Source organism: Shewanella sp. GutCb (assembly GCF_002836135.1).
Lineage (GTDB): Bacteria > Pseudomonadota > Gammaproteobacteria > Enterobacterales > Shewanellaceae > Shewanella.
The window spans coordinates 1-918 of sequence record NZ_PJBL01000062.1 but is presented as its reverse complement, the minus strand read 5'-3'; the positions used below and the strand labels follow the sequence as shown (position 1 = coordinate 918).

At 50.1% G+C, this 918-nt stretch carries 2 protein-coding genes; both read left to right on the top strand.

Translation table 11 applies throughout. The features are described 5' to 3' along the window. Window positions 1–469: Mu-like prophage major head subunit gpT family protein (locus CXF86_RS19960; RefSeq protein ID WP_180961117.1), on the top strand; the 469-nt coding region annotated here is incomplete at its 5' end. Between the two features lie 128 nt (window positions 470–597). Then, the coding region (locus CXF86_RS19955; protein ID WP_257985424.1) for an HI1506-related protein at window positions 598–918 on the top strand (321 nt) is incomplete at its 3' end.

The following is a 918-nucleotide window of genomic DNA, read 5'->3' as shown; positions in this document are numbered from 1 at the left end:
AGGTAATGAAGATAACGGGCTTAACTCGGTCAGTAATATGCAGGCTGGGAGCGGTGCAGCCTGGTTCCTGCTCGATGTGAACCGTCCCATCAAGCCGCTGATGTTTCAGCGTCGCCGTGATTACAGCATTAAGGCGATGACTAAAGACGACGATGAAAGCGTGTTTATGCGTGACGAATATCGCTATGGCGTTGATGCCCGTGTCAATGCGGGGTTCGGGTTGTGGCAGTTAGCGTTCGGCTCAAAAGCGACCTTGAATGAGGCCAACTTTAAAGCTGCTAGAACAGCAATGAAGAGCCTTAAGAGCGATGAAGGTCGCCCGCTAAACGTGATGCCTAAATTGCTGGTGGTTGGCCCAAGCCATGAGTCAGCCGCCGAAGAAATATTCAAAATGCGCGAGCTAGTCGGTGGTGGAACCAACCCGCTATACAACGCTGTCGACATTTTAGTGGTGCCTTGGTTGGCATAGCAAGTCAACACGAGAGCGGCTGTTCCAGCCTGCTAGAGCGCTCGCAGGCTCGCTTCTAGAATCTAGATCCTAGCAGCGCAGCACTCTCGAATCTAAGCGTTCCTTTTTTTAACTGGAGAATTCATGAAATGGTTAAATCAAATCCTACAGAGGCTAACAAGCTGCGCCTTATTACCATCACTTGTCTTGCGCATCACGGCTATAGACGCGCCGGTACCGGCTTTTGCAAAGGTGAAAACAAGTTCAACGTCGATGACTTTAGTGAGTCTCAAATTGCGCAGCTTGGCGATGATCCTCGGCTTAAAATCAAATTTGTGGACGCAGAAATACCGCAAGTTAGCCCGTTACTTAATGCTAATTCGGCTGAAGTTCTGGATCCGAAAGCGAGCGAAACACTGCTGGATGAAGGGGCCTTGGTCGGTGACGGCCTGGCTGTAACGTTTAATGCA